Genomic DNA, 20,506 nt, shown 5'->3' on the forward strand with positions numbered 1-20,506 from the left:
CCACGTGGCGCCCGGTGAAATCAGGCAAACTGCGGCTTGCCCCGTTCACCCCTCAAAAGCGACTGATCTATGATGCTGTGGTTGTATGAACTGAAAAAAACCATAAAACCTGCCGAGTACATACGCCTGCTGGATACATTTGATCTGGGCAAGAAAAAGAGCAATCGGTTGCTGCGCAAGACCGGTGTGGTGACCGAGGGTAACGCTGTGATTCGGCCGCCGTTTTACTTTGAGCGGGGGCGAATGACATTGGGCCGCAATGTCCTGATCAATTCGGGATGCATCTTCCTGGATCAAGCCGCAATCACCATCGGCGACGGCGCCCTGCTGGGCCCGCAGGTCCGTCTCTGCACCACGACCCACGACCTGGACCCTGAGAAACGCCATAGCCATACCCGATCAATGCCGATAACCATTGGTGCCAACGCCTGGATCGGCGCGGGCGCCGTGGTGTTGCCGGGGGTCACGATCGGTGAAAACAGCGTGATTGGCGCCAACAGCGTGGTGACCGCCGATGTTCCGGCCAACGCGGTTTATGCGGGCACGCCGGCGCGTTTCAAAAAGTGGCTGGACGGGCGCGCAGCGGTCGAATGAATTGTCGCGGATTGCCGCTCAAACAGGCGGTTTTACTCCGCCGAGCCGTTCGATGATGCCGATCATCCTGGGGCGCTGTGCCTGCCATTCATCATGGGTGATACCCAACAGCACTACATCGATCCGCTCGCCGTCCTTGAGAATGTTCTGGCGGCGGACACCTTCGATGACAAAACCGAACTTCTGATGCATTTTGATCACTGCCTGGTTGCTCTGCAGCACTTCGCAGTTGAGCTTTTGCAGCTGTTCGGCACCGAAAGCGCGGTCGAGCAGCCAGCACTCGACGCGGCTGCCCAACCCCTTGCCTTGTTGCGCCGAATCGAGATAAAACGCCCAGTCCGCGGTTTGTTGCGCCCTGTTGATGGCGCTCAGGGAAACCACGCCGACAGCTGTTTCTCCCTCCAGCACAACGTAGACCGATTGCCGTGGATTGCCGGCCAGCGATTGCAGCCATTGTGCATGTTCGGCTTCACTGATTGGGTGGGAGGTGTACATGAATTTGCGCACATCCGGTTGATTGCGCAGGTGCCGAACCGCAGCCTGGGTGGCGGGGGGCAGCTCGAGAATGGGCACGAATTTCATGCAGGTCCCTGAAGGATGGTTGAGGCATGCCTCCATCCTAGCGGTACCTGGCGCCTTGATCGAGCGCCATGGCTGACTTTCTCAGCCGTTGCTCGGTTGTCCGGAACGAATTGACGCATGGGTTGGTCAACCGGTTTCGACAACCCGATCACGGTATTTCATATGAGCCAGACCATCAGCGACGTCGCCGAAACCTTGAGCGATGATCTGTACGAGAGAACCCGTGCGCAATTGAACACTTTCATCGACGAAACCAACGCCTTGCTTGCTGCAGGTGACGCCTTGCATGAAGACCGGACCGGCCTGGCGCGTGAGCGGCTGACGGAGTTCTTGAAAGGAGCGGCGGTCGCAGCGGTCCGGGTGGAGAGGGCACCCGACGTGCCGCCTGTGACTCGCGCGCTGGCGACAGCGAAGGGTTACGTCACCGCCCATCCTTGGGCAGCGGTTGGGGCGGCGGCAAGCCTGGGCCTTGCGGTCAGCTTGCTGGTCGCTCGCAACCGGCGCTGAGGCTGGCGTCGTGGTGCGCGGTCGCGGTATTGCAATGATGCGCAGGGGCCCGGGGGGGCGTTTCTCGCTGTCGAGTACGCATAAGCGTTGCGGGTCCATGCGCGTGTCCGATATTCGGTACCGTCTGATAGGCGGCTTACCGGGCATCGCTACGGACGGTGGTCTGAGTGTCTATCTGACACCCGCTGCCGTTCTGCAGAGATATGGAAGGGGGGCATGCATGAATGTGGACGAAGAAGCAGTTCGTCAACTTGCGCAACTGATTTGGGAAACCGAAGGCCAGCCCGAAGGGCAAGAGGCGCGGCACTGGGAAATGGCGACCAAACTTGCGGAGTCTGCGGCCATGGCGCCGGTGCGGACCTCACACCGGCATAGAACAACCAGCACGCTGTTTCCCGCACCTGATGAAAAATCCGAGGATAGATAGCCGTTTCAGGTGAGATCGACTTCGGTTGCGGCCTGTTGGGCTCACGACTGGCTGGACTTCAACTCTTCAAGCAGCGACCGGGCAAAGCCTTCTGAAGCGATGAAATCCAGCGCCTGACGCAGCTTCAGCGTCTCCTGCGCGCCGAAGGTTTTGTCGAACACCTGGGAGACGCGTTCAGAAATTTTGCGCGCCTGCTGATATTTTTGCTGGCCGGCCTCTGTGAGCAATACGCGTCGGCTGCGGCGATCCGATTCATCCACCTGCAATTCGACCAGTCCGTCACGCACCAGCGGTTTGAGGGTGTGCCCCAAAGCGGAGAGGTCCATGACCAATGCCTGGGCCAGGTCGCGCATCTTGGGCTGACCGCTGCGGGCGATTTGCGAAAGCAACGAGTACTGGGTGGCTTTGAGGCCGCAGGTGACGAAAGCTTCATCGTAGATCTGCCCCAGGCGACGGGACGCGCGGCGCACAGACCCGTTGGCGCAGCTGCTGGGCACGGCCGGATCCGCGCAGGACGTTGCATGTTTCACAGCCGCAAGGCTCACTGCTGGCAAAAGACAGGGCCGATTATGCCTGCCCGAGCAGTTCGGACAAGGCTTTTCGGCCTGTCTGTGCGGTGACACGGTGACGCAGGCCGGCGTAGGCCCGCTCAATCAGGCCTGGCCGGTGGACTGTCCGGCAAAGCGCTGCTCGGCGCGACGAGCATCGGTGATCGCCCAATACCACATGCCAAGGCCGCCCAGGGTCAGGACTGCGGCCGCATAGCCTGTGGCCGGCAAGCCCAGGCCTGCGGCAATCACCATCCCGCCGACCCAGGGACCGATGGCGTTTGCCAGGTTGAACGCGCTCTGCACCAAGGCTCCGGCCAATGACTGTGCGTGCGGTGCGACGTCCATCAGGCGCGTTTGCAGGATCGACGCGAGCCCGACGCCGCAACCAATGAAAAACACCAGCGGCGCCAGCAACCATAAATTCTGCGTGGCAGACGGATACAGCGCCAGCATGAGTGCACTGAAGCCCAGTGAGATGCCAGCGGCGCGCATGGTCGCGCGATCTGCCGCCCAGCCGCACACCAGATTGCCCACCGTGGTGCCCAGGCCAAAGACCGCCATGATCACCGGGATCATGAAGTCCGATGCACGAGTGACCTCGATCAGCGTTGCGGCCAGATAGGTGTAGACGCAGAAAATACCGCCAAAACCGATGCCGGCAATGCCCAGGGTCAGCCACACCTGACGCGATCGCAGCGCCCCAAGTTCGCGCAGCGGGCTGGCATCCGCCTGTGCAGGGGAGGCCGGGGCCAGCAGGCGAATCAACACGGCAGTGATGGCAGCCAATACCGCGACGATGGCCATGCCCCACCGCCAGCCAATGGTTTGCCCGATCCAGGTGGCAAACGGCACGCCGATGATGGTGGCGATGGTCAGCCCCATGAACACCCGGGAAATCGCCTGGGCACGCTGGTTTTTCGGCACAAGGGAGGCTGCCAGTAGCATGGCGACGCCAAAGTAGGCACCGTGAGGAAAGCCGCTGAGAAAGCGAAAGAACACCAGCCACGGCAGGCTTGGCGCGACGGCGCTCAGGGCGTTGGCGATACCGATGAAGGCTGCCAGCCCCACCAGCAGCGCCCGGCGCGGCAGCCTGACACCCAGCACCATGATCACCGGGGAGCCGACTACCACCCCTAGCGCATAGGCGCTGATGGCATGCCCGGCCAACGGCTGGGTACTGTGAAAGTCACTGGCGATGAACGGCAGCAGGGTCATCGAGGCGAACTCGGTGGTGCCGATGGCAAACGCGCCCATGGCCAGCGCAAACAGCAGCCAGCCCATGTGGAAATCGTGGGAAGTATCGCAAGTGGTATTCATCACAGAGGTACAAAGGCGCTTTTGAGGACAAGCCTCCTGTTATACCTGAAACCGGTTTCAGATCAACCCGAAACCGGAATCAGAGATCGCCCGACGTCGTATTGCTCAATCTGTGCGAGCCAGTTTCTCCACCAGCATGGCCTTCACCTGTGGCCACTCATCATCAATGATGCTGAATCGCACCGAATTGCGTTTACGCCCGTCGGGCATGATCCGCTCGTGGCGCACGATGCCTTCCTGTTTCGCACCGATACGCAGGATCGCTGCGCGGGACTTTTCATTGAGTTCATCAGTGGTGAACTGCACCCGCACGCACTGCATCACCTCAAAGGCGTGGCACAGCAGCAGGTACTTCATTTCGGTGTTCAGGCCGGAGCGCTGGACCGACTGGCTCAGCCAGGTGTGGCCGATTTCCAGCTTGCGGTTCTTGCGATCGATCTTCCAGAACCGCGTGCTACCGACGATCTGACCGGTGTCGCGCCGCACGATGGCAAAGGGCAGCATGCTGCCCGACAGTCGGCCAGCGAGCGCGCTGTCGATGTACTGTTCCACGGTGCCTGGCCCCGGGATCACCGTGACTTTCATGTTCCATAGCTCGCCATCTTCAGCGGCCAGCACCAAGCGGCGCGCATGCTCGGCCTGTAGCGGCAGCAAAGCCACCTTGTCGCCGCTTAACGTCAGCTGTTCGTCTGCCATCACTTCTGCACTCATGCCGGATCATTCCTTGGGTTTGGCGTTGGGCAGCGCTGCGCCTTTGGGCCACAGCATCCAGATCTGTCCTTGCTGCTTCATGTTGCCCGCCAGCTCACCGGCAGCGTCGCCAGTACCCCAGAACATGTCTGCACGGACTTCGCCGGCAATTGCGCCGCCGGTGTCTTGAGCGGCGACCGGACGCACCAGCGGGGTGCCATCGGGGCGGGTCGAGGATAGCCACAACAAACTGCCCAGCGGAATCACCTTGCGGTCGATGGCCACACTGTAACCAGCCGTCAGCGGTACGTTGAGCGAACCGCGCGGGCCTTCATCACTGTCAGGGCGCAGCGTGAAAAATACATAGCTGGGGTTACTGCCGAGCAGTTCGTGGACGCGCTCGGGATGGGCGATGGCCCAGTCGCGAATCCGTCCCATGGACACTTCATCCTTGGTCAATTGACCCTGCTCGACCAACCAGCGGCCGACTGGCTTATAGGGATGGCCATTCTGGTCGGCGTAGGCAATGCGCAGTTGTCGGCCGCTCTCAAGCTGCACCCGGCCCGAACCTTGAATCTGTAGAAACTGCAGGTCGATGGGGTTTTCCAGCCATGCCAGCACCGGCGCGTTGACGCCTTTATCGCCGATGGTGGCGGCGTCGTCGTAGGGGCGCAGCACCCGACCGTCCAGACGACCGCGCAGGCGTTTACCCTTGAGTTCCGGGTAAATGCTGTCCAGATTGACGATGATCAAATCATCCGGCACGCCGTAGATCGCCACCGGATGCTGATCGTTGTGCTGCTCGCTGCCTTTGTAGATCGGCTCGTAGTAACCGGTGATCAGGCCGTTGGCGCCATGCTCGGAGGAGCGCAGGCTATAGACCTGCAGCTGATTCTTGAGAAAATCGCGCACCGATGCCGGGTCCAGTGGCACTTGCGCTGCCATGCCACAGGTCGTGCCCCAGACCGGGTCCTTGGCCAGACGCTTGCAGGCCGAGAACCAGCTGTTGTAACCGGCCATCAGGTCCTGGTCGTTGACGGCTGGCAGCTTGTCCCACTCGACACTGACGTAGGTGGTTGCCTCCGAGGGCTTGGTCTTGGGCGCACCGCCATCGCAGGCGGCGAGCAAGGCAATCAGGGGAGCGAGGCAGAAGAGAAAGCGGCGCCAGTGCAGGCTTGTGGTCATCACGCGGGATGTGTCCTGAAAACAAGTGAAGCGGCTAGCTTGGTGAAAGGCGAGGGCTGCGTCAAATCACTAACGCTGCGCTCGCATTAAAAACCCCGGCGAGCCAACCGCCTGCGCCCGGCAGCCGTGCCTATACCAGCACGCCCATGCACTCAGCCGGCACCGTGCTGCCACAGGAATCAACAGCGGCCTACTGATCGTTCCCACGCTCCGCGTGGGAATGCAGCCCATGACGCTCTGCGTCATCCGATAGCAGTCCGGCTTGCCGGCGGTGGCGATCCTCAGGCCAATACCGCCGTACCGGCGAGAAACCGCTATTTGCTGGCTGGATCGCACTTTTCTTCGATTTGCCGCTCTATGCATGGCCGGGACGCGGCGATTCGCGCGGTGTCCAGATTGTTGAAGCTTGTGATTGATGGTGTTTGCCTTTTCCCGTTTGCCTGTGTGCCGCGCCGCTCGTGCGCTGCTGGTGGTGTGTCTGTCGACGCTCTGCGCGGCCGGTTGCACGCGCCAGGACGGGCGCGACGTTGCCAATCAGTTCAGTGAGACCCGGCCGCAGGAGTTCTTTCAGACCAGTGTCGATCGCATGGCCACCCTCGCCATGCACGACAACCTGGAGAGCCTGTACCTGCTGATGAACAAACTGTACTTGCGCAATCCTGCCGAGTGGCGCAAGTCCGGGTTCGTCGATGCCCGCTCTGCCGAACGCAACGTGCGCAACGCCATTGAACAACGAACACCCTTGGCCCAACTGGGCAACCGTCGTGACCTGGCCGCCCTGAGTTATGCCCTGAGCCCGGAGTTTCTGGGCGATCGGGTCGGCGCGTTCATCTACGCCATCGGCAGTATGTTGATCACCGCGCACGGCGGGCGTCTGGAGTTCTACATGACCGACCAGATCAACCCGACGTTCGTCAGTAACGCCGCGCGCAATATCGAAAAAGCCACCTGGCTGTTGAGCCAGCGACAGAATGCCAACGGCGGACTGATGCTGTTCTCCAACGAGATCTCCGAGGAGGGCAGCAACCTGAGCTTTGCCACCGAATTCGGCAAGATCGTCGCGCGCCTGGACCTGTTGACCCAGATGCTCGATGAGCGCTATCGGCGCATCGGCCTGAACTACGCGCAAAGCCTGCTTTTCCTGAATTTCCTGCCGGTGCAGTGATCGCCTCAGGGGTCCATCAAACCTTTCATCGCCAGCCCTCATTGTTCCCCCGTTTCAGTCGATATCCATAATTGGCGTTGTGCAGAACAACAACAATTTTTCAGGCCATGGGGATCCACGATGTTTAAAACGGTGCAGGCGCGCTATACGGTCATTTTTTCAGCATTGATCCTGGTCATTGCGGGGCTGACCGAACAAGGTATCGAATACTTCGTCACGCCCAAGGTTCGCGCTGCGCAAGAGCAAGTGGTAGTGAGCCACGTCGACCAGATCGGCACACGAATTCTTGCTGATCTGGCCCGCGTCGAGGCCCAGTCCCGGGCCATCACTCAGACCGTGCCGCTGCTGGACAGCGATGCCATTGACAAGGTCCTGCCCGGGCTGGTCGACCAATACGGCGACGCCAAAGTGTTCGGCGGCGGCGTCTGGCCAATGCCGGACAAGCGCACCCCCGGACGCAACAAGCACAGTACGTTCTACCATCGCGACGGCAGCGGCCAACTGGTGGGCAGCAGCTACTGGAACTCCGAGCCTGCGCCCAACTACTGGGAGCAGCCCTGGCACCGTGCCGGGCAAAATGCGCCGAAGGGCAAATGCGCCTGGGCTGCGGCCTATCAGGACGAAGCCAGCCCGCAACCGCGCACCAACTGTGCCATGGGGATCTACAAGGATAGCGCGCTGTACGGCGTTTCGACCATCGACGTTACCCTGGGATTCTTCAACGGTTTGATTCAGGAGAAGGAAAAGGACATTCAGGGCCAGGTGATGATTGTCGAGCGTGACGGCAAGGTGCTCACCAACCAGAGCCGTATCCCTGGCGAAATCATCCTCAAGAACATCTCTGCCTTCAGCAGCCAATCGATGTTCGCCAAGGCGATCCAGGACGGCCTGACCCAGATGTCCGGCGATGCCATGTATTCCCGCGAGTATCAGGATCCACAGCTCGGCGACCTGACTTTCTTCCTGCGCCCGGTGGCCGGTACGCCATGGTTGATCGCCACCTCGCTGCCCACCGCGATGCTGACGGCCAGCAGCCATGAAGTGCTCAAGACCCTGGGTTGGCTGCAGATTCCCCTGGTGCTCCTGCTTCTGGCGGTATTGGGGTTCGCGTTCCACCGCTTGCTGGGACGTCTGACCGTGCTGCGGTCCAATATCGATGCGCTGTCTTGCGGTGAAGCCGATCTGACCCGTCGCATTCCGATTCACGGCGAAGATGAACTGGATGCCGTGGGCCAGTCGGTGAACAAGTTCATCGCCTTCCAGCAAAGCATGATCGTCGAAGTACGCCGGGGAACCGAGGAAATCTCCACCGGCCTGGCTCAATTGCAGGATCAGTCGCGCAACATCAATCAGATCCTCAATCGCCATGCTTCGGAAACCGATCAGGCAGTGACCGCCATCAACGAAATGAGCGCCACTGCCGACAGCGTCGCTGAAAGTGCCACGCAGACGGCCAGCTTTACCCAGTCGGCGAACGACGCCGCGCAGCGCTCGCGGCAGGTGGTTGACCAGGCCTCGGTGAGCGTCCTGGCGCTGGTGTCCGAGGTTGAAGACGCGACCCAATACGTGCAGGAGATGCAGGTGGACGCCAAGCGCATTACCGATGTGCTCGGGGTCATCGGCGGCATCGCCCAACAAACCAATCTGCTGGCGCTCAACGCTGCCATCGAGGCGGCGCGGGCGGGTGAGCAGGGGCGCGGTTTCGCGGTGGTCGCCGATGAGGTGCGGGCACTGGCCGGGCGCACGCAGCAGAGCACCTCGGAAATCAACGAGATGCTCGCCCGTCTGGAGCAGGGCGTAAGCACTGCGGTAGGCGCCATGGAAAAGACCAAGGTCAGCTGTCAGGCCACGGCCGACCGCACCTCAAGGGTCAACGAGGGCCTTGATGGGATGGCCGGGTCGGTGCTGCGCATTCACGACCTCAGCGCTCATATCGCCACAGCCGCTGGACAGCAAAGCGCGGTCACCGAAGAGATCAATCAGAACATGGTGGCGATCAGGCACATGGTGAGTGAGTTGGTCGATTGCGGCCAGCAGACCGACACCAGCGTCGATGCGCTCATGGCGTCCAACGATAAGCTGGTATTGATGATCGATCGCTTCAAGGTGCGTTAAGGCGTCACCCTGAATCCTCTGTGAAAACGAAAGCCGGAGGCAGCCGCTCCGGCTTTTGCTCAGTAACTCTCGCCGCGGATATATTCCTGCATCTTCTCGATCAGTCTTGCCTGTTCGGCGATCGCCGCCTTCACCAGGTCGCCGATTGACAGCAAACCGACCAGTTGCCCATCGTCAACCACTGGCAGGTGACGCAGCCGCCGGTCGGTCATGATGTTCATGCATTGATCGACCGTGTGGTGCGAGTCCACGGTCTTCACCTCATGCGTCATGATCTCGCTCACCGCAGTGCCTACTGATGCGCGCCCTTTGAGTTCCATCTTGCGCGCGTAATCGCGCTCGCTGACGATTCCGATCACCCTGCCGCCCTGTACCACCGGCACGGCGCCAATGTTCATCTGATCCATCAACTTGATTACCTCGAAGACCGTCTGGTCCGGCCTTACGGTATGAACCTCACCGTGGTGTGTGTCTTTGAGCTTGAGTAGTTCGGCTACGGTCGTCATGTTGGCCTCTCCGGCGCGTATTTGTGAGCGCGGCCGCATCAACGGGCCGTGCATACAGAATCGTAGAGAGATGGCATTCCGGCAAGTTTTCAAAGCGTCGCGCAGATGATCAAAAGCGTCAGTGCGCGCTGTTGATCATGCTTTTGCCTGCGGGTACGGGCCTGAACGGACGGCCAGGCCCATGCGCAATGGGAGATTGGGCTCAGGCCTGGTGCCCGAGAACGGGTCAGCTATTCAGTCGGGTTTATCCGCAGCGGGGCGCCTCGGTCGGGAAACCACCGACTCGATGTTCTTGCGCCCGATCAGCAGCGGGCTTTTGGCCTTGCGCGAGGCGGGCATGTCGGCCAGCCATTTGTACATCACCAGGCAATCGACCAGACCCTGTCGGGCGTGGCGATAGGCGCGGGGCAGGCGCCCGACGGTTTCGAACCCCAGTTTTTCCCAGAGTGCGACGGCAACGTGATTGGTCGAGACCACAGAATTGAACTGCATGGCGGAAAAACCGCTGTCCACCGCCAGCTGTTGCGAATGCTCGCACATCAGCCGCGCGACGCCGCGACCGCGCGCGGCAGGGGTGACCATGTAACCACAGTTGCAGACGTGGCTGCCGGGGCCTGCTGCGTTCGCCTTGAGGTAATAGCTGCCGAGCAACACACCGTCTTCTTCGGCAATCAGAGTGTGCAAGGGGTATTCCAGCCACAGGTGCAGCGCCTGCTCACGACTCAGGGCGGGATCGTAGGCATAGGTTTCCTGGGCCAGGACGACGGCCTGGAAGGTTGGCCAGAAACGCTCGAAGTCGTCGGCGGCCATAGGGCGGATGTGAATCATCGGGGTTCCATCGGGTTAGCCAGGTTTTTGATGTGAGAGCCGGCTTGCTGGCGAATGCGCATGTTCATTCAACCTCAGGTTGTCTGGACGGACGCTTCGCCAGCAAGCCGGCCCCCACAGGGGCAGTCTGTGCAATCAAAACAGGGACGACAGCCCTGCGATCAGGACACCACCCGGTAACACGGCACATACGCCGCGCCGCCGGGGAGTTTCATCCGGTGCTGTTCGACGAACGACTGCAGCAGCTTGTCCAGCGGCTTCATGACTTCAGCGTCACCATGGATCTCGTAGGGGCCGTGCTCTTCGATCAGGCGGATGCCCTTGTCCTTGACGTTGCCTGCGACGATACCGGAGAACGCCCGGCGCAGGTTAGCTGCCAGTTCATGGGGCGGCAGCTCGCGGCGTAGTTGCAGGCTGGCCATGTTGGCGTGGGTAGGGTCGAACGGGCGCTGGAAGCTCTCTTCGATCTTCAGCAGCCAGTTGAAGTGGAAGGCGTCGGCGCGTTCACGGCGGAACAGACGCACCTCCTTGAGGCCCTCGGTCATCTGCCGGGCCACCTCGGCCGGGTCGTCGATGATGATCGTGTAGTGCTTGTGCGCCTCTTCGCCCAAGGTCGCGCTGACGAAAGCGTGCAGTTGCTCAAGATACGGCGCGGTGTGTTTCGGCCCGGTCAGGATCACCGGGAACGGCAGGCCCTGGTTATCCGGGTGCATGAGGATGCCCAGCAGGTACAGGAACTCTTCAGCAGTGCCCGCGCCGCCGGGGAAGATGATGATGCCGTGACCCACGCGCACAAAGGCTTCCAGACGCTTTTCGATGTCCGGCAGGATCACCAGCTCGTTGACGATCGGGTTCGGTGCCTCGGCGGCGATGATCCCAGGCTCGGTCAGGCCCAGATAACGGCCACCGTTGATACGCTGCTTGGCGTGGGCAATGGTGGCGCCCTTCATCGGCCCCTTCATCACACCCGGACCGCAGCCGGTGCAGATATCCAGCTTGCGCAGCCCCAGCTCGTGACCGACCTTCTTGGTGTACTTGTATTCTTCGGTGTTGATCGAGTGCCCACCCCAGCACACGACCATCTTCGGCTCGACGCCGGGACGCAGGGTGCGGGCGTTGCGCAGCAGGTGGAACACGTAGTCGGTGATGCCCTGAGAGGTGCTCAGGTCGATGCGCTGGCTGTCCAGCTCGCTTTCGGTATAAACGATGTCACGCAGGGCGCTGAACAGCATTTCCCGGGTGCTGGCGATCATTTCGCCGTCAACGAAAGCGTCGGCCGGAGCGTTCAGAAGCTCCAGGCGTACGCCGCGATCCTGCTGGTGAATACGGACCTCGAAGTCCTTATAGGCTTCAAGGATGGTCTTGGCATTGTCGACATGGGCGCCGGTATTGAGAATGGCCAGGGCGCACTGGCGGAAGAGGGTGTAGGTGCTGCCCGAACCTGCGGCACTGAGCTGTTGTACTTCTCGTTGCGACAGTGTCTCCAGGCTACCTTTTGGACTGACCGAAGCGTTGATTACGTGTCTTGGAGCCATTCTGAATTCCTTGAAAGCGATGCCGGCGCAGCGTTGACGAGCGCCGGCATTAGTACAGTGAACGAAGCACCGCTCACCCATGCAGCCATTTTTTACATCGGTGGGTTAGGAAAGCAAATGCTGTCGATGAAATCTTCGCGGTTCAGTGCTTTGTTGTGGGTGGACGGCCGCTGGATGCCTGAGCCATTCATCGGGCTCTTGCTCCTGTCGCGGCGCGCCGCCCGGCCGCCCTGCGGCGAGCGACGCCCGTTCGGTCATCGGCTTTTTGATTTTCTGCCGTGCCCCGGTATGCTGCACGTCGACGTTCAGACGCCTGCGGCATCCTTGACCTTATGATCTTCAACCTTGCGATTTTCCTCTGCACCCTGGTCGCCATGGAGGGTGTCGGCTTTCTTGCGCACAAGTACGTCATGCACGGCTGGGGCTGGTTCCTGCATCGCTCGCATCACCAGGAGCACCTGGGCGCCTTCGAAACCAACGACATTTACCTGCTGGTGCTAGGTCTGGTCGCCGTCGGCCTGATCGTGCTCGGCAACAGCGGTCACGATCCGTTGCAGTGGGTAGGGGCGGGAGTGGCCGCCTTCGGCCTGATCTACATCCTGGTCCACGATGGCATGGTCCATCGTCATTGGCCCGTGCGTCCCAGGCCGCGTAATCGTTACCTCAAGCGCCTGTATCACGCCCACTTGATGCATCACGCCATCAAGGGACGACGCAACAGCGTGTCGTTCGGCTTCCTCTACGCGCCCTCGATAGCGGCCCTGCGCAAGCAATTGCGCGCGATGCGCCAGACCGAGCAGTCCTCGGGGTACGCAGACGCCCTTGCCGACCTTCGCCGCGCATCGCCCAGCGGCGACCTGCAAAACGGCTGAGTCTCTACCTTCAGCGCAGCGGTTCGCGCTTAACCGGTCGACAGATGCTAAGTTTGAGCCCTGTGTTTTCATCATCGAATGAACAGGAGTCTTTTCATGGATCTGGGATTGTCGGGACGCTGGGCGATTGTCTGCGCGGCGAGCAAGGGCCTGGGCTTGGGCTGCGCCCGGGCGCTGGCCAGAGAAGGCGTCAATCTGGTGATCAACGCGCGCGGCAATGAAGCGTTGCAAGCTGCGGCTGCACAATTGCGCAGCCTGGCGCCGGGCATCGAAGTGCGTACGGTGGCGGGCGACATCAGCCAGGCCGAGGTCCGTCAGCAAGTGCTTGCCGCCTGCCCACAGGTCGACATTCTGGTCAACAACGCAGGTGGACCACCGCCGGGGGACTTTCGCGACTGGCAACGTGAAGACTGGATCAAGGCGCTGGACGCCAACATGCTGACTCCCATCGAACTGATCAAGGCCTGCGTCGATGACATGGCGGGCCGTAAGTTCGGTCGGGTAATCAACATCACCTCAGGCGCAGTCAAGGCACCGATCGACACGCTGGGGCTGTCCAACGGTGCGCGCAGTGGCCTGACCGGCTTCATCGCAGGCCTGGCGCGCCAGCCGCAACTGGCTGGCAACAACGTCACCATCAACAATCTGTTGCCGGGACCGTTCGACACTGAACGCCTGCAAAAGAACATCAGCCTGGCCGCCGAGAAAAACGGTGCCAGTGTCGATGTGGTTTCCGATCAACGCCGCAAGGCGGTTCCCGCCCAGCGCTTTGGCACCGCGGATGAATTCGGCGCCTTCTGCGCGTTTCTGTGCAGCGAGCACGCAGGGTTCATGACCGGCCAGAACCTGTTGCTCGATGGCGGCGGGTATCCGGGCACCTTCTGACCCGTGACTTTACTTGAGGTGTCGACGCAGGCTCTGTTCAGGGTCGCTCAAGTGTCGTAGAACAACAGATTCGCACTGGCCGGTGAGCTTACCGGTCAGCGTTGCAATGCCTTCTTTCATGCTCGGGAGATCATCATGACGCAGACAACGCCCCATGGGGCAACGGGAAAAACCATCACCTACAAGCGCCCGGACGGCAAGGACGTCAGCGGTTATCTGGCCAGCCCGGCCAAGGCACAAGGCGCGCCAGCCATCGTGGTGATCCAGGAGTGGTGGGGCTTGAACGATCAGATTCTCGGGGTCGCCGATCGCCTGGCCGCCGCAGGCTATCTGGCGCTGGTACCGGACTTGTATCGCGGCGAAACGACTGTCGAGGAAGAGGAAGCGCATCACCTGATGAGCAAACTCGACTTCGCCGATGCCGCCAGCCAGGACATCCTCGGTGCCGTGCAATACCTCAAGGGCCTCACGCAGAAAGTCGGCGTCACCGGTTTCTGCATGGGCGGTGCCTTGACCCTGCTGGCGCTCAATTCCATCCCCCAGCTGTCCGCCGGCGTGGTGTTCTACGGCATGCCGCCGCTGGAGTACCTCGATCCCAAGGCGATCAAGGTGCCGGTCCAGGCCCACTGGGCGACCCAGGATGAATTCTTTCCCGCCGAGAACGTCGACAAGCTGGAAGCAAAACTGAGCGAAGGCGGGGTTGATATCGAATTCCACCGCTACCTGGCCCATCATGCGTTCACCAATGAAACCGCGGTCGGCTACGGGCGCATTGCCGGCACTCAGTACGACCCGGTCTGGGCGCAACTGGCCTGGGATCGCACCCTGACGTTCTTCGGCCGTACCTTGTGGGGTTGACCGGGCAGCGGCCAGCTCAAGCGGAGCAAGCCGCAGGCCTGGCTTGATCAGACGCCAGGTCGCTCACCTTGCCAACTGGCAACGGTCTGCGGGCTGATGCTGACGCCGCCGCAGACCACGATCACCACGTCATGGGCGGCGGCGATGGCCGGGTGGTCGAGGTAGGCGACCGCCAGTGACACGCCACAAGCCGGTTCCACCAGCTGGCGCAGGTCTTCGGCGTAGCGCACGACGCCATTGATCGCGTCCTCGTCCCTGAGCACCACGCTCTGATGCGGGAACCGGGCAATGTGCTGCACCGGCCATGGCGCGACTTGCGAGGCTGCAAGTGAACTGGCCACCGTCTTGATCTGCGACAGTCTGACCGGATGCCCGGCCTCGAGCGCTGCGGCGAATGAGGCTGCACCTTCGGTCTCGCAGGCGACGACACGGCAGTCAAACCGCTCATGTCGCTCAAGGCCGGTGAGGATGCCGGCCAGCAGGCCACCGCCGCCCACCGAGGTGACGATGGTGTCGACCTCAGGGCAGTCCTGGAGGATCTCATCGACCATGCTGCTGTGCCCTTCCCACAGCAGGGGATGGTCGAATGCCGGTACGTACTGGGTCTGCGGGTCTTCGGCCAGTTGCAGCGCCAGCTGATTGGACTCATCCCAGACCTGGCCATGCACGCGCACCTGGGCGCCGGTGCGGGCGATGCGCTGCCGGGTGGCTTCAGGCGTTGTCGAAGGCACGATGATCACAGCCTGCAAGCCCAGGCTGATGGCCGCCATGGCGGCGGCGAGCCCGGCATTGCCACCGGACGGGCAGACCACGCTTTTCATGCCTTGTTCGGCGGCGTAGCTGCAGAGCCGACCCATGCCGCGCATCTTGAACGAGCCACTGGGCTGCAGGTTTTCCAGCTTCAGCCAGATGCGCCTGTCGGCGGTGGATAGGGTGGTGTGCAGGATGAGCGGGGTGCGGATGTGCAGCATCGGGGTTCTCCAAGAACGAGCAGCAGCGTGCGTAAGCCGTGAAGGTTAAGCAATCCAGACGCCGGTCGGCGGAAAAATCTCGCGCAGCAGGCAAAAAAAACCGGCCATGCTCAGCGAGAGCATGACCGGCGCGGTGGTCGTGCCGACGGCGATCAGATCACCCCGCAGGCCATCCGGTCACCGCCGCCGCCCAGTGGCATCGGCATGTCGGCGTGGTTGTCGCCACCCGCGTGAATCATCAGCGCGTGGCCTTTGATCTCGGAGATCTTCTTCAGGCGTGGTGCCAGCACCGGGTCATTGGCCATGCCATCGGCCGTTACGTAGATCGCCGGCAGATCGCCCAGATGGCCTTCGGCATAGGGCCCCAGATGCTTGCCGGTCTTGGCCGGATCGAAGTGCCCGCCCGCCGCCAGGGCCGCGACCTTCTTGCCGTCTTTGGTGCCCGCCTCGCAGCTGCCGTTTTCATGCACGTGGAAGCCGTGCACGCCCGCTGGCAGTGCGCTCAGTTTTGGCGTGAACAGCAGACCGTAGGCGGTCTCGCTGATGGTGACCTGACCGATGGGTTTGGATGCGCCCTCGGCGCTGACCAGGTTGATCGGCACCTCCAGCGATTGAGCCTGTACAGCGGAGCAAAGGACACTCAGGGAAAGGGTGCCGGCAAGGCCGAGCCATGTATGACGTTTCATTAGCGTTCCATCGAAGTAGTGGGAAACGACGTTGAGGGTAGCTGAACAGGCGCGGCGTCGCAGGCCGCACGGGATTAGAGTGTGTGCAAAGAATTCAGGTACGCCGCGGATGTCGCTCAGCGCAGGTGCTGCGGCGGGATCGAATAGGTGCCGACCACATGCGCCACGGCATCCGGCAAACCCTCGGAATACAGCGACACTTCGCCGATGGCCAGCGTCTTGCCGACTTTCATCAGTTGGCATTTGCCGATGATGCGTCGATTGGCCTCGGGCTTGCGCAGGAAGTTGATCGTCAGGCTGGTGGTCACGGTCAGCGGCACGATACCGATCACCCCGAGTACGGCAACGTACAGCGCGACATCGGCAACCGCCATCAGGGTCGGCCCCGAGACCGTTCCGCCGGGGCGCAGGTCCGAGTCTTCGACCACCTGCGAGATGGTCGCCCGTTGATCGCCGACCTCTTCGACGACAATGCGGGTCTGCGGAAACTCCCGGGCGATAAACGCCGAGATCTGTTCTTTGCTCGCCATCTTGTGCTCCTGCCATGTGCGGTGGAGCAAGACTTGATGAGCCGCCGTCGGTTGTCAACGTGCGCCTGCGGCCAGCACCCCTCCTGTAGGCGCGGGCTTGCCCCGCGAGCGGCCGGGAACCGGTCGGGATGCCTGCGATTGTGGTGATGCCTGACGCACTGCGATTTCGATTATGACCATCGCTGTTATGCCTGACGCACCGCATTCCCGTTTTACGACGACTGCGTCGCCGCTCGCGGGGCTAGCCCGCTCCTACGCATGGCTGGCAAGTCTCGCCAGCCCCGATATTCGATAACCACCAGCACCTGTATTCGAACGCATCAGCGCCATCATCACCTCACGACAGCGCTGCTGATCCTCAACTAGTCTTGCCCTTCAATTCAGGGTTTTTACGGACGTTGGCAGACGCAGACGGAGCAGGGCGCGCATGCACAAGCTGGTTATCGGTATCGATCTGAGCACGACCACCTGCAAGGCGATTGCCTGGGATGCGCGAGGCATGCTGGTGGCGCAGGCGCGGGTGCCTCTGGCGTTGTCGCGGCCGGCGGCCAACGCCTATGAGCAGGATGCCGAGGATTGGTGGCGCGCCGCACAGCAGGCATTGCAGGCGTTGCTGCCGCAGATCCAGGGCGGGGCTATCGCCGCGGTGGCGGTGGTCAATCAGCGGGAAACGGTTGCCGTGACCGATGCCCAGGACCGCCTTCTGCGGCCAGCCATTCTGTGGCTGGACGAACGCCGCAAGGACGAAGTCGCCACGCTGTGCCGAAAGGTCGGCCATGAGCGGCTGCACGCCATCACCGGTAAACCCCACGACTGGGCCCCGGCCATTTACAGCCTGGCGTGGATGGCCGATGCCGAACCGCAGCTCTTCAGACAGATCCGCCATGTCTACGAACCCCACGCCTGGCTGGTGCGCAAGCTCACCGGGCAGTTCGTCACCAGTTGGGCCAGCGCCGACCCGCTTGGGGCGTTCGATATCCACCAGCATCGCTGGGCACAAGACGTGCTCCAGGCGCTGCCCATTGCGCTGGATGGCGACTGTTTCCCGGCGGCGTCCGCGCCAGGCACGGTGCTGGGCAGCGTCAGCGCAAGCGCCGAGGCGTTGACCGGTCTGCCGGCGGGCACGCCAGTGGTCGCAGGTGGCGGCGACGGACAGGCCGCAGGGCTGGGCATTGGTGTGGTCAGCGCCGGGACGGCTTATCTGAACCTGGGCACTGCCATCGTCTCCGGCGTCTATGCCGCCACGCCCTCGGTCGATCAGGCCTTTCGCACCCTGTGCGCCATCGACCGCCAGGGCTACGTGCTGGAGACCTCGCTGCGTTCCGGCACGCTGCTGATCAACAGTCTGCTGCGGCAGTTTTTCGAGATTGACGTGGTGGCCCAGCCCGAGAGCCTTGTGCGCCTGGAAGCCGAGGCCTCACGGGTGGCACCCGGCAGCGCAGGGCTGATCCTGCTGCCTTACTGGAACGGGGTGATGAACCCGTATTGGGACCAGGACGCGCGCGGTTGCCTGCTGGGGTTGTCCCCCGACCACGGCCGCGCCGAGATCTACCGCGCGGTGCTCGAAGGCATCGCGCTGGAACAGGCCCTCGCCACTCAACACATGGTCCAGGCCACCGGTGAGCCAGTGAACACCTTCGTCGCCATCGGCGGCGGCGCCGCCAGCCGCCTGTGGTGTCAGATCATCGCTGACATCACCGACCGACCACTGATCCGCGCCACGACCCTGGAAGCCTCGAGCCTGGGGGCTGGCATTGCGGCAGCAGTGGGCGCGGGCTGGTACGAGGATTTCGCCAGTGCCGCGCAGGTCATGACCCAGGATGGCGAGACGTTTTTACCCAACCCTGCCTTGCGTGACTTTCACCGCGAACTGCTGGCCATCTACAGCGAGTTGTACCCGCGACTGCGCGACCTGTATCCGCGTCTGGCCAGGCTCAACCGGCGCTGAAACCGCCGTCTACGGTCAGGGTGATGCCGTTGATCATCGCCGCATCGTCACTGAGCAGAAAGGCGATGGTCGAGGCAATTTCGCCGGGCTGGACGAACCGCCCCAGCGGGATGCGCGACAGCATCGATGCCGCCTTGACCGGGTCGCCCCAGGCTTTCTCGGCCATCGGTGTCAGGGTCACCACCGGGTTGACGCTGTTGACGCGGATCGCATGCGGCCCCAACTCCAGCGCCATGACCCGGGTCATCGCATCCAGCGCTGCCTTCGAAGCGCAATACGCCAGGTGATCGCGGGTGCCCACGGCGGCGGCCAGACTCGAGACGTTGACGATAGCGCCGGGCACAGCGCGGGCGATCAGGTCGCGAGCGACCACCTGCGCAACCACCATGGGCGCGCGCGCGTTGACGGCCATCAGATGATCGAACGTCTGGACCGAGGTCTGCAGAAATGACTCAAGTTCCACGACACCTGCGCAGTTGACCAGCAGATCGATTGGCAGCATGGTCGCCACCGCCGCCTGAGTGGCCGCGACATCAGCCAGGTCGACCACCAGCATGTGCTGGCAGTAGGCAAGATCGCTCGCATTGCGCCCCAGGGCAATCACCTCGGCGCCGCAACGGGCAAGCCACTGCGCGGTTTCACGGCCGATGCCTTTGCCGGCGCCGGTGACCAGGATGCGCTTGCCGAGGAAGTCGTGGGTGGCCATCAAGGTTGCTCCGGTTGCGCGAAAAAGAAATCTGCGTCAGGTGTCTTGCTCAAGCAGCTGCTGGGCAGCGCTCTCGTCGATCACCAGTTCATGGACAACGTTGCGCAGCAGCACGGCGCGAATGATTTCAGACTTGTACGGCCCGCCGGAGACCAGCACGACTTTTTTGATCTTGCGCAGGTCTTCCGGGTCCAGCGAGATGGCCCGCCGGTTCAACGGGTGATTGACCTCGATACCGTCGCGGTCCAGCCAGCGTCCCAGTAGATCGCCCACGGCCCCGGCCGAGCGCAATGATCGTGCGTCTTGGGCATTGACCAGCCCTAGCTCCAGCATCAACGAGCGCTCACTCAGGTCGCCCACGGTGAGCAGCGCCAGATCGGCCTGGCGTGCCTTGCCCAGCACATCCTGCACCGAGGCTTCTTCGAGGATCATGCTGCGGTACTGCTCCGAGGGCGCAAACAGCGGTGCGGCCAGATAGTAGTAAGCGCCGCCGAACAACCCGGCCAGGCTGGAAGCAATTTCCACGGTGTTGTTCGCCGAGCCATAGTGCAGGCCACCCAGCAGCGACAGCACGGTCATGTTGGGCAGCGCGCGACCCTGCAGCTCACGCACCGCCTGACGCAAGGTCCGGCCCCAGCCCACGGCCACGATGCAGCCGTCCACCAGATGTTCCTCGATGCTCGATGCGACGCCGACCCCCAGCACGCGAAAAATGCTCGATGGATCCTCCGGCGACGGCACCACCGTGACCCGCTCCAGGCCGAAGCGCTCCTGCAGGCGCTCTTCGAGTTCGATGCAGGAGGCCAGCGGCGAGTTGATGCGGATCTGCACCACGCCGGTTTCGCGGCAGGTGGCCAGCGCCTTGTTGACCCGCACCCGGGTGATGCCAAGACGGTCGGCGATCTGCTGCTGGGTCATGCTGTTGACGTAGTAATACCAGGCGATACGGATGTTCAGTTGATCCTCCGCGTTCACCGGGTCGGTGTTGGCGGCAGGTTCGGGATAGCGATTGTGCACGGCGTTGTCCTTGGCATGGCCTGGAGAGCAG

The 20,506-nt window shown here is 62.2% G+C and carries 22 protein-coding genes and 2 pseudogenes; 11 read left to right on the forward strand and 13 right to left on the reverse strand.

The genetic code is table 11. The annotated features are described in order from the left end of the window. Positions 1 to 69 precede the first annotated feature (69 nt). Positions 70 to 594, forward strand: coding sequence for a sugar O-acetyltransferase (locus tag ACI2KS_RS13950; protein ID WP_404621112.1), 525 nt, complete (start codon positions 70 to 72; stop codon positions 592 to 594). An 18-nt stretch (positions 595 to 612) separates the two neighbouring features. Here ACI2KS_RS13950 and pseH read toward each other — a convergent pair whose 3' ends face one another. Further along, entirely contained in the window at positions 613 to 1,176 is a 564-nt protein-coding gene (pseH, locus tag ACI2KS_RS13955; RefSeq protein ID WP_404621114.1) for a UDP-4-amino-4,6-dideoxy-N-acetyl-beta-L-altrosamine N-acetyltransferase, read from the reverse strand. Between the two features lie 117 nt (positions 1,177 to 1,293). On the opposite strand from pseH, the gene ACI2KS_RS13960 reads away from it, so the two are divergent. Both ACI2KS_RS13960 and ACI2KS_RS13965 read left to right on the forward strand, forming a co-directional pair. Next, positions 1,294 to 1,683: a hypothetical protein gene (locus ACI2KS_RS13960; RefSeq protein ID WP_404621116.1), complete on the forward strand. Its 390-nt coding sequence runs from the start codon at positions 1,294 to 1,296 to the stop codon at positions 1,681 to 1,683. Between the two features lie 220 nt (positions 1,684 to 1,903). After that, positions 1,904 to 2,110 (forward strand): DUF2934 domain-containing protein, encoded by a 207-nt coding sequence (locus tag ACI2KS_RS13965; RefSeq protein WP_404621118.1) that lies wholly within the window; start codon positions 1,904 to 1,906, stop codon positions 2,108 to 2,110. A 41-nt stretch (positions 2,111 to 2,151) separates the two neighbouring features. Here the strand turns inward: ACI2KS_RS13965 and ACI2KS_RS13970 are convergent, their stop codons facing one another. The 4 genes from ACI2KS_RS13970 to ACI2KS_RS13985 form a co-directional block, all read right to left on the reverse strand. Next, entirely contained in the window at positions 2,152 to 2,733 is a 582-nt protein-coding gene (locus tag ACI2KS_RS13970) for a MarR family winged helix-turn-helix transcriptional regulator (protein WP_404621120.1), read from the reverse strand. A 30-nt stretch (positions 2,734 to 2,763) separates the two neighbouring features. After that, positions 2,764 to 3,978, reverse strand: coding sequence for an MFS transporter (locus ACI2KS_RS13975; protein WP_404621122.1), 1,215 nt, complete (start codon positions 3,976 to 3,978; stop codon positions 2,764 to 2,766). Between the two features lie 105 nt (positions 3,979 to 4,083). Beyond that, positions 4,084 to 4,689, reverse strand: coding sequence for a GNAT family N-acetyltransferase (locus ACI2KS_RS13980; RefSeq protein WP_404621124.1), 606 nt, complete (start codon positions 4,687 to 4,689; stop codon positions 4,084 to 4,086). Between the two features lie 6 nt (positions 4,690 to 4,695). Further along, positions 4,696 to 5,853, reverse strand: a complete 1,158-nt coding sequence (locus tag ACI2KS_RS13985; protein ID WP_404621613.1) for a murein transglycosylase A — start codon at positions 5,851 to 5,853, stop codon at positions 4,696 to 4,698. A gap of 415 nt (positions 5,854 to 6,268) precedes the next feature. Here ACI2KS_RS13985 and ACI2KS_RS13990 point away from each other — a divergent pair, with 415 nt between their 5' ends. The 3 genes and pseudogenes from ACI2KS_RS13990 to ACI2KS_RS14000 all read left to right on the forward strand — a co-directional run. Beyond that, entirely contained in the window at positions 6,269 to 7,018 is a 750-nt protein-coding gene (locus tag ACI2KS_RS13990) for a hypothetical protein (RefSeq protein WP_404621615.1), read from the forward strand. Positions 7,019 to 7,138: 120 nt separating this feature from the next. Next, positions 7,139 to 8,008 (forward strand): annotated as a pseudogene (locus ACI2KS_RS13995) (cache domain-containing protein); the annotation flags it as partial. Between the two features lie 543 nt (positions 8,009 to 8,551). Then, positions 8,552 to 9,133: pseudogene (locus ACI2KS_RS14000) on the forward strand (methyl-accepting chemotaxis protein); the annotation flags it as partial. Between the two features lie 59 nt (positions 9,134 to 9,192). Here ACI2KS_RS14000 and ACI2KS_RS14005 read toward each other — a convergent pair. From ACI2KS_RS14005 to ppnN, 3 genes are all read right to left on the reverse strand, one after another. Further along, positions 9,193 to 9,639, reverse strand: a complete 447-nt coding sequence (locus ACI2KS_RS14005; RefSeq protein WP_404621126.1) for a CBS domain-containing protein — start codon at positions 9,637 to 9,639, stop codon at positions 9,193 to 9,195. 234 nt (positions 9,640 to 9,873) lie between these two features. Beyond that, complete coding sequence (locus tag ACI2KS_RS14010; RefSeq protein ID WP_404621128.1) at positions 9,874 to 10,467, reverse strand: GNAT family N-acetyltransferase; 594 nt, start codon at positions 10,465 to 10,467, stop codon at positions 9,874 to 9,876. Between the two features lie 161 nt (positions 10,468 to 10,628). Further along, a complete protein-coding gene (gene ppnN / locus ACI2KS_RS14015) occupies positions 10,629 to 12,002 on the reverse strand; it encodes a nucleotide 5'-monophosphate nucleosidase PpnN (RefSeq protein ID WP_404621130.1) in 1,374 nt (457 codons plus the stop codon). On the opposite strand from ppnN, the gene ACI2KS_RS14020 reads away from it, so the two are divergent. The 4 genes from ACI2KS_RS14020 to ACI2KS_RS14035 all read left to right on the forward strand — a co-directional run bounded on the left by ACI2KS_RS14020 (position 11,988) and on the right by ACI2KS_RS14035 (position 14,617). Next, entirely contained in the window at positions 11,988 to 12,338 is a 351-nt protein-coding gene (locus ACI2KS_RS14020; RefSeq protein WP_404621132.1) for a hypothetical protein, read from the forward strand. The two genes, ppnN and ACI2KS_RS14020, sit on opposite strands and share 15 nt — an antisense overlap. After that, complete coding sequence (locus tag ACI2KS_RS14025; protein ID WP_404621136.1) at positions 12,335 to 12,874, forward strand: sterol desaturase family protein; 540 nt, start codon at positions 12,335 to 12,337, stop codon at positions 12,872 to 12,874. Before ACI2KS_RS14020 ends, ACI2KS_RS14025 begins: the two co-directional genes overlap by 4 nt. A 96-nt stretch (positions 12,875 to 12,970) precedes the next feature. Continuing rightward, the gene (locus tag ACI2KS_RS14030) at positions 12,971 to 13,759 is read left to right on the forward strand and encodes an SDR family oxidoreductase (protein WP_404621138.1); all 789 of its coding nucleotides are present in this window, start codon (positions 12,971 to 12,973) and stop codon (positions 13,757 to 13,759) included. 135 nt (positions 13,760 to 13,894) lie between these two features. Beyond that, positions 13,895 to 14,617 carry a dienelactone hydrolase family protein gene (locus ACI2KS_RS14035; RefSeq protein WP_404621140.1) on the forward strand — a complete coding sequence of 241 codons (723 nt, stop codon included), beginning with the start codon at positions 13,895 to 13,897 and terminating at the stop codon, positions 14,615 to 14,617. Between the two features lie 47 nt (positions 14,618 to 14,664). On the opposite strand, the gene ACI2KS_RS14040 is transcribed toward ACI2KS_RS14035, so the two are convergent. The 3 genes from ACI2KS_RS14040 to ACI2KS_RS14050 all read right to left on the reverse strand — a co-directional run bounded on the left by ACI2KS_RS14040 (position 14,665) and on the right by ACI2KS_RS14050 (position 16,804). Beyond that, on the reverse strand, positions 14,665 to 15,588 hold the full coding sequence (locus tag ACI2KS_RS14040) for a pyridoxal-phosphate dependent enzyme (protein WP_404621142.1): 924 nt from the start codon (positions 15,586 to 15,588) through the stop codon (positions 14,665 to 14,667). A 152-nt stretch (positions 15,589 to 15,740) separates the two neighbouring features. Beyond that, the gene (gene sodC, locus ACI2KS_RS14045) at positions 15,741 to 16,274 is read right to left on the reverse strand and encodes a superoxide dismutase [Cu-Zn] SodC (protein ID WP_404621144.1); all 534 of its coding nucleotides are present in this window, start codon (positions 16,272 to 16,274) and stop codon (positions 15,741 to 15,743) included. 116 nt (positions 16,275 to 16,390) lie between these two features. Then, the gene (locus ACI2KS_RS14050) at positions 16,391 to 16,804 is read right to left on the reverse strand and encodes a PaaI family thioesterase (RefSeq protein WP_404621146.1); all 414 of its coding nucleotides are present in this window, start codon (positions 16,802 to 16,804) and stop codon (positions 16,391 to 16,393) included. Positions 16,805 to 17,231: 427 nt separating this feature from the next. Between ACI2KS_RS14050 and ACI2KS_RS14055 the strand changes: the two genes are divergently transcribed. After that, positions 17,232 to 18,752: an FGGY-family carbohydrate kinase gene (locus tag ACI2KS_RS14055; protein ID WP_404621148.1), complete on the forward strand. Its 1,521-nt coding sequence runs from the start codon at positions 17,232 to 17,234 to the stop codon at positions 18,750 to 18,752. Here ACI2KS_RS14055 and ACI2KS_RS14060 read toward each other — a convergent pair. Then, positions 18,739 to 19,458, reverse strand: coding sequence for an SDR family oxidoreductase (locus tag ACI2KS_RS14060; protein ID WP_404621150.1), 720 nt, complete (start codon positions 19,456 to 19,458; stop codon positions 18,739 to 18,741). The genes ACI2KS_RS14055 and ACI2KS_RS14060 overlap by 14 nt on opposite strands. A 36-nt stretch (positions 19,459 to 19,494) precedes the next feature. After that, positions 19,495 to 20,475 (reverse strand): sugar-binding transcriptional regulator, encoded by a 981-nt coding sequence (locus ACI2KS_RS14065; RefSeq protein ID WP_404621152.1) that lies wholly within the window; start codon positions 20,473 to 20,475, stop codon positions 19,495 to 19,497. Between the last annotated feature and the right edge of the window lie 31 nt (positions 20,476 to 20,506).

It is taken from the genome of Pseudomonas sp. NPDC087358 (assembly GCF_044900785.1).
Classification (GTDB): domain Bacteria; phylum Pseudomonadota; class Gammaproteobacteria; order Pseudomonadales; family Pseudomonadaceae; genus Aquipseudomonas.